The organism is Kitasatospora sp. NPDC023118, assembly GCF_055560875.1.
Map to the genome: position 1 here is coordinate 1 of NZ_JBVHHW010000062.1, position 7,251 is coordinate 7,251.

7 protein-coding genes are annotated in these 7,251 nt (G+C 69.6%); 1 reads left to right on the forward strand and 6 read right to left on the reverse strand.

Annotated elements, in window-relative coordinates:
- Window positions 1–6: 6 nt before the first annotated feature.
- The 3 genes from ACZ3UD_RS36840 to istB all read right to left on the reverse strand — a co-directional run bounded on the left by ACZ3UD_RS36840 (window position 7) and on the right by istB (window position 4,111).
- Window positions 7–1,278, reverse strand: coding sequence for a helicase associated domain-containing protein (locus tag ACZ3UD_RS36840; protein WP_465598212.1), 1,272 nt, complete (start codon window positions 1,276–1,278; stop codon window positions 7–9).
- A 292-nt stretch (window positions 1,279–1,570) separates the two neighbouring features.
- Window positions 1,571–2,752, reverse strand: a complete 1,182-nt coding sequence (locus tag ACZ3UD_RS36845; RefSeq protein WP_465598215.1) for a barstar family protein — start codon at window positions 2,750–2,752, stop codon at window positions 1,571–1,573.
- 567 nt (window positions 2,753–3,319) lie between these two features.
- Entirely contained in the window at window positions 3,320–4,111 is a 792-nt protein-coding gene (gene istB, locus ACZ3UD_RS36850; protein ID WP_465598238.1) for an IS21-like element helper ATPase IstB, read from the reverse strand.
- 136 nt (window positions 4,112–4,247) lie between these two features.
- Here istB and ACZ3UD_RS36855 point away from each other — a divergent pair, with 136 nt between their 5' ends.
- Window positions 4,248–4,532, forward strand: coding sequence for a hypothetical protein (locus ACZ3UD_RS36855; RefSeq protein WP_465598218.1), 285 nt, complete (start codon window positions 4,248–4,250; stop codon window positions 4,530–4,532).
- Here ACZ3UD_RS36855 and istA read toward each other — a convergent pair.
- From istA to ACZ3UD_RS36870, 3 genes are all read right to left on the reverse strand, one after another.
- Window positions 4,524–6,005 (reverse strand): IS21 family transposase, encoded by a 1,482-nt coding sequence (gene istA / locus ACZ3UD_RS36860; protein ID WP_465598221.1) that lies wholly within the window; start codon window positions 6,003–6,005, stop codon window positions 4,524–4,526. The two genes, ACZ3UD_RS36855 and istA, sit on opposite strands and share 9 nt — an antisense overlap.
- A gap of 358 nt (window positions 6,006–6,363) precedes the next feature.
- On the reverse strand, window positions 6,364–7,002 hold the full coding sequence (locus tag ACZ3UD_RS36865; protein ID WP_465598224.1) for a peptidoglycan-binding domain-containing protein: 639 nt from the start codon (window positions 7,000–7,002) through the stop codon (window positions 6,364–6,366).
- 141 nt (window positions 7,003–7,143) lie between these two features.
- A partial coding sequence (locus ACZ3UD_RS36870; RefSeq protein ID WP_465598241.1) for a peptidoglycan-binding domain-containing protein occupies window positions 7,144–7,251 on the reverse strand: 108 nt, incomplete at its 5' end.

The window sequence follows — 7,251 nt, forward strand, 5'->3', positions numbered from 1 at the left end:
CCGGGTCTACCAGGCCACCCCGAGGGCCTCCAGCTGCCCGAGCTGTTCGGCGGTGAGCTTGTCCCGGCGGGCTTTGGTGTTGTTGAGCCAGGCGCCCAGCGACAGGCCCTCGGCGGTCTTGTGCGCGCGCGGGACCTTCGCGTGGCCCTCGCGCTCGACGAACTCGGCCAGTGCTGCCAGGTGGAGCTGGAAGCGGTCCGCACGGGACAGCTTCGGCTTCGCCTCCGCGGCCGCCTTGGCGGCCGCCAGCTCTTGGTCCTCCTGGATGCCGATCGCCGTCAGGAGGTCCCGCTGGTCCGCCTCCAGGCCCGGCCAGCCGGCCCGCTGCGCCTTCACCCAGCGGCCGAGCTGCTCGCCCTCGAACACCGTCTCCAAAGGTAGCTGCGCCCAGTCGACCCGTCCGTCGGCTTCCAGCCACCACTGCCGGGCGGTCGCGTAGGCGCGCTGCCAGGTGATCGGCCAGGTGGGGCACCACCACGGGTTGATCTCCTCCAGCGCGGCCCGCCGCTCCGGCGCAAGCGCTCCCGGCTGGTCGGCCGGCACCTGGGCCGCGGCCCGCAGCTCGGAGAGCCATGTGCCGATGGCGTACCCGCCGACCGAGGCCCGTGCCGGCGCCGCGAGCGAGCCGCCATGCCCCTTCGCCCAGACCCGCGCCCAGTCCAACCCGGCCTCGAACCGCGCGTCGGAGACCGACCAGATCATCCCGATCGCCTCCAGCATGTCGACCCGGTGGCGTGGCAATTCGCCATTCGCGTGCTCGCTGCGCCGGTCCGAAATCCATTTCCCGAGCGGGAATTTCCCCTCTTCGCCGACCATCGCAGAATAGGGAACATCGAGCCCACCAGTCTCCTCATGCCACCGCCTGGCATGGTTGATCCCCTCACGCCAGAACTGGTTCTCACCCGTCAGCACCCGCGACGCGATGAACAGCGCGAGCACATTCTCATCCACCGGCGCCTGGAACCGCACCGGCAACGTGAACGCCCCCGCACCACCCTCAGTCGACCAGCTCTCACCAGGCCCAGACGCCGCCTCAGCGTTACGCCCCTTCGTGCGCTTACCGGACCTCTGCGGCACCGCCAGGGCCTCGACCACCTTGGCGTCGTGTGACCTCAAAGCGGTAAGGATCTTGACCAGGGGGCCATAGGAATCCGACTCCAGAATGTCCCCTGGCTCCTCTCCAGGCTCGAGGAAAACCGGTACGATCAGGCTGGCTGTCTTTCCCCCGCCTGGTTGCATCCGGAGGGCGCGGCCGATGGCCTGGACGATATCCACCATGCTGCCCCGACCCTGGAGAACAACCGAATCTGCATTTGGCATATCGATTATCTAGGGCTGGTTTTGGTGTTTGGGACGTTTGGTGTGGGGATGACCTGCGGGGTTGTCCTCCTGGGCAGGTGTTGATGGTGCGTGAGGCACGTTTGCTGGGGGTGTCGCCAGCGGGATGAACCCCCGGGGCAGCCGCCCGTTCTGCTCGACCCACGATGCGGCGAACGGGGCGAGGGCTCATCGACGCCGACCGGTTGATCCAGGACTGCGTACTGCCGACCCTCGGTCTCAGGGGTGTGACTCAGCGGTGCATTACCTCGATGCCGCGCTCGGAGAGGATTTTCAGGATCTTGTCGAAGTAGCTGTACGGCTTGCCATCCGGGTGGCTGATGAAGCTGCTGAGGTGTTGGCGGGCGACATCGGAGGCGTGCCAGACGAGGGTGAACGGTGAGGTCGCTCCGAACCTCCCGCGCAGGCAGTCGGCCAGCGCGTCCAGGTTGCAGCCGAAGTAACCGCCGGGGCCGTTGACCGCCTCGCCGAGGGCGCAGTAGAAAGCGGCCTTGTCGGTGATGTACCGGCCGTCCAAGTGGTAGGTGCTGCCCGGTGGTTGATCAGGGCGAGGATGCCGCGAGTATCCGGGCTTCCGCACACAGGTGAGCCACTGATCACGCCCCCACGCGTCGAACTCCGCCCAGATGTTGGGCGTCGACGGCGCGCCGTCCAGCCAACGCTCCACGATCGGGCGGGCGCGCAGGGAGGGAGCATCCCAGGGAATCCAGCGCACAGTGAGGTCGACCAGACCCTGCCCGAGCTCCGAAGGACACCAGTGGGCGATCTCCGCGTCGAGGTCCCAGCCTGTCGCCGCCGTGCCCAGCGGGTCGAGAGCCACCAACTGCACTAGCTCGAACCGCCGCGCACGCCGCCCGACCGCTGTGAGCGCCGCCGCCAGCTCGTCGCCCACCGCGCACCCGAGAAGGCGCAACGAATGCCCGTCTCCTGCGGAGTCTTCCGGGACCACTTTTCCGAAGTCCTGGCAGGTGGCGAGCCACTCGCGTCCGTCATGGAGTCGGATGCCCGCTGCGAGATACGGGTCCTCGGGCGGCGGGATCCAGTCGTCGGCCGCCGCTATGACCACGTCCACCAACGCCGCGTCGGCTGCATTCGGCCGGCATCCGAGGACCCGGGCGTCGACGAGCCTCCAGGGGTAGAGCCGCTGCGAGCCTTCCGGACAGTGTTCGTCGGCGACCGGCTTCACCCAGAGGTCGCCGAGCTCGGCCATGCCCGGGCCGACGCTCAGCGCATCGGCCATCCGCCCCGCCGGTGCACAGCCGATCAGCTCGTACGGCCGCCGCGGTGGGTCGACGAAGAGGCCATCGACCTGCGCGCAGAGCGCCATGGGCGGCGAGTCCTCGGAGCTGATGAGCGCGAACCGGGGCGGCGCGTCTGGCCCGGTAACGCCGTCCGGCCATTGATATGTCGTCATCCCGCGCCACCCTACGCTCCGTCCCCCACCACAGGGTTGCCCAGGTAGGAGCCTGCGATCAGGCGTGATCCTGGGCCTGCCGGCCTGCAAGCAGGGCCAGCCGCCGAGCGCCGCCAGGTGTCGTGCTCGGTACCCCCTTTTCCTCGGTCAGGGCGTTGATGTTTTCTGGGGGTGGTCGTGGTGTGGGGTGTGTTTGGTGTGGGTCTGGCCTGCGGGGGAGGGCACGGTACCGGGTGGCGGTCTGCGGCGGGTGACGTTTGCCGTGGTTCCCCTACCTTGGGTGAAGCGGAGCCGACGAGCCGGGCCAGCACAGGCATCGGGCTGGGATGGTGCCGCTCATGAACAGCATCTGGGTGGCGGAGCGGGCGACCGACCCGGCAGATAGCTCGATGCGGTGGGTGGTCGCTGACCCCGCCACGCTGACCCTGCACGTGGAAGCAACCGCGTTCCTCGCCTCGCTCCGCGCCCGGGGCCTGTCTCCGAACACCTGTCAAGGGACAGTAGGATTCCCCGCTCTCGGACAGTTGATCTCCCCGCTGACGGACGCTGGAAGTCCCCGCTTGTGGGTCAGCCGAGTGGGACGACGCCTCGTCCGGTGGTTGCCTCGGCGAGGCGGTGGCTGTCGCCCTGGGTGACGACGACGTGGGCGTGGTGCAGGAGCCGGTCGACGGTCGCGGTGGCGAGGGTCTTGGGCATGATCTCGTCGAATCCAGACGGATGAAGGTTGCTGCTCACGGCCAGACTTCGCCGTTCGTAGGCGGCATCGACCAGACGGTAGAAGCCCTCGGCGGCGTCCGGCGAGACCGGCAGGAGGCCGATGTCGTCAACGGTGATCAGATCGGTGCGAGTGATCCGATTGATGGCCTTCGAGACGGAGTCGTCGACGCGGTGACGGCGGATCAGGGCCCCGAGGTCTTCGATGGTGAACCAGGCGACCGTCATCCCGGCGTCGACCGCGGACTGGCCGAGCGCCTCGCTGAAGTGCGACTTCCCGGTCTCCGACGGTCCGACGACGCAGAGGTTCTCGCGCCGCCCGACCCATTCGAGGGTCCGCAGTGCGGACTGTGTCGGGATGGGGATCGAGGACGCCTCCTCGTTCCAGATGTGGAAGGTCTTGCCGGTCGGGAAGGCCGCGCGGGTGCGACGGGTGCGGAGGTTGGCCGCATCACGGCCGGCGGCCTCCTCCGCCAGCAAAGCCCGGACGATCTCGGCGGGATCCCAGCGCTGGGCCTTCGCAGTGGGGACGATCTGCGCCATCGCCCGGCGGATGTGCGGCAGCTTCAACCTGCGGGTCAAGGCGATCGCCTCGTCGAACGCGGCGCCGGACGTCGCGGCGACCGCCGAGGCCGGGGCTTGCATGCGGGGCCGCGTCGCGGCCGGTTGGGCGGGACTGTCGTTCATGAAACAGGTGCTCTTTCCAGGTCGAGGCCGACATGATCTGCCCGTCGGCCGAGGTGGTGGGGTTGCTGTCATGAGGGTCGGATAGGTTGCCCGGATGACTGACACGGACCCGCTGGTGCCCGTCCTCGCCGGACTCGTCGTCGACGTCGTCTGGTTCCTCGACAGCTGCGAGGACGACGAGGTCGACCCTGACTCCGCGGTGAAGATGATGGAGAGCGTCGCCTGGGTGCTCGGGCGGCTGTCCATGGACCAGCGTGACCGGATGTTGCAGGTCCTGGCGGACCTGGCCGAGGCCGAGGAGAACCCGGGCCGGCGGCAGTTCTTGGAGGAATTCCCCGTCGCCCTGGGGCTGATCGACGAGCCCGAGGACTCAGACTGAGCCGAAGCCTGACCAGGCAGAGGTGCCCGGCTGCAGGCTGTGGGTCTCGCTGCGGCGGATCGGCTCGGTGAGGTCGTACTCGCCCTGGTGGTCCAGGATCGACAGCAGGTCGCCCTCGGCGAACCGCCCGACGGTCGCCGCGGTGCCGAGCGCGCGGTCGACATCGGCCGCCCCGTAGAGCCTGGCGAGCGCGACCGCGTCGGCCATCTTCGCCCTGATCCGGCGGACACCGGTCGCCGCGGCCTCGACCAGCCAGGCCGCCGCCCCCGGCCCGATCGCCAGGAACTGGGCCTCGGCCGGGTTCGTCGGCTTCGGCGTGCGCTCGCCGCGTGGAGCGTTGGGGTAGTGCTCGTCGGCGATCCGCGGACTGCCTGGCGCCGAGCGCGGGTGGCGGGCGACCTCGGCCGCGATGCCTGCGGTCATCGCGGTGACGATCAGCTCGTCGCCGTGGAAGCGGACCCAGACCCGGTCGTCGACGAGCTGGTGCGGGACCGAGTAGCGAACCGACTCGACCGAGATCGTGGAGTCCTTGCCGACCCGGCGGGTCTCGCCGAACGCGGCGGTGAACGGCTGCTCGGGCACCGGGTGCAGCCGCATCCGTTCCTCAGCCAGCAGTTCGGCCGGGATCCTGCGGGTCTCGCGGTGGATCCGGCCGTTCACCTCGCTCATGAAGTCCTCGCAGGCCTGCTGCAGTTGGGCGAAGTCGCCGTAGTCGGGGCGGAGGTTAACCGCGGTGGGGACCAGGTCCCGCTTCGCGATCCGGACCGTCGCCTCCGTGCTGCCCTTCGAGGCCGGGTCGGCCGGCATGCACGAGCGGATGACCGTGCCGTAGTAGCGGGCGATCGGCACCAGTGCGGGGTTGCGGACCGCGATCCGGGCGACGTGCTCGACCGTGACGGTCTTCTCGTTGTCGGTTAGGCAGTAGGTCGGGACCCCGCCCAGCATGCGGAACGTCGCGTCCAGGCAGGCCGCGACCGTGGGCAGGGTCTTGTCGAGGACCGGGATGACCACCCGGAACCTGGACCAGGCCAGCCACGCGCACCACAGGCTGGTGCGTCTGCCGTCGATGCGCGGACCTTCGCCCCAGTCCCACTGCAGCCACATCGCCGGCTCGGGTATCCACGGCCGGAAGACCTTGCGGTTCCCGGCCCGGTAGGACTCCTTCGCCGCCGCGACGGCCCGGCGGGTGGTGCGGTCGGTGCCGGTGAAGCCCATCGCGACGATCTTTTTGTGAACAGCGTCGGCGCCGACCCGGCCACGGGACCGCTCGACGAGTTCCTCGACCTTCGGCAGGAAGTCGTCGATCAGCTTCGACCGCACCGCCCGCTCGGTCGGGTCGATCCCCTGCCCGCGCAGCTGCACGTAACGGCGCACGGTGTGGTGGTCGCAACCGGCCAGCTCGGCCGCCTTCCGGTAACTCCCGGTGAGGTCGTAGGCCTCAAGAATCTCCATGATCTCCTTATCGCTCTTCACCCCGCCCACTCTGAGTCATGGGCTGGGTGGGTCTGCGGGGAGATCAGCTGTCCGTCACCGGGGAGGTTTCGTGTCCGCCAGCGGGGAGGCCAACTGACCGCCAGCGGGGAGTCTTCCTTGTCCCCTGACATCGGTCGGCACGCGAGACCTTGGGCTTGGTCGCGGCCTTTGCCCGCGCGGTGGCCAACTCCGGGTTCTCCTTGATGCCGAGTGCCGCCAGCAGGTTCCGTCCAGCGGGTCTCGGCGCTCCCAGCGTCGTGTTCCGTCGTCCGTTGCCGTCGCGCCGTTCGGTGATGTCGGTGTCATGGCGGCGGTGGGCCTTGGGCGCTGCGAGGGGAGGCCGGTCGCGTTCGGGGGGTTACGTGGTGCGGCAGGTGGGGGGAGGGGTGGTGAGGGCCTTCCAGGTGGCGGGGCCGATCTTGCCATCGATGGTGATGCGGGCGCAGGTCTGGAGTTGGCGGACGGCTTGGTCGGTGGCGGTTCCGAAGTCCGCGTCGAGGGCGAGGTGCTGGCCGAGGGCGGTGTTGAGGAGGCATTGGGCCTGGCGGACGGCGGGGCCGGTGCTGCCGCGGGTCAGGATGGTGGTGCGGTCGGTGCTGTAGGTACAGGGAGAGGGCGATGGCGTTGTGGCAGCCGGAGCCGGAGGACTCGGCGCTTTGGTGGTGTCTGCCGGTCTGGTGGCCTTGGCCGTGGAGGTCGGGGAAGGGACTGCGGGCCGTTTACGGCTCGGGCTGGGAGCGGTCTGAGAAGGGGACAGGGCCTCGGACCAGTCGCCGGTGTCCTCCTCGGGCTCGTCCTGGCTGCCGGCGTGTTCGGCGGGGACCGTGACGGTTGCCGCTGGCGGGGGTGGTTGCAGCATGGCCGAGCGCGCGGTGCGCTGGGCGTTGGCGGTCAGCAGGACGGCGATCAGGGCGGTGAAGGCGGCTCCGATGAGGATCCCGGTGGTCTTCTGGAGCTTTGCTGCGGCGTGTTGTTCGGGGTTCGTGTCGTGGGGCATGGGGACTCCTTTGTTCGACGTCGGTGGGTGCGCGGAGCGGCTGTCAGGGCCGGCCCGAGCCCCGCGGACGAGGCTGTCCGCGGGCCCGGGGACGAGGCTGTCCGCGGGCCCGGGGACGGTGGAGGAGCGGAGAGGCCGGGGTCAGCCGCAGCCGGCGGACAGCAGTTGGCTCCAGGTGTCGGGGCCGGTGATGCCGTCACTTTCCAGGTGGTGGGCGTTCTGGAAGGCCTTGACGGCGCTGGTGGTGCC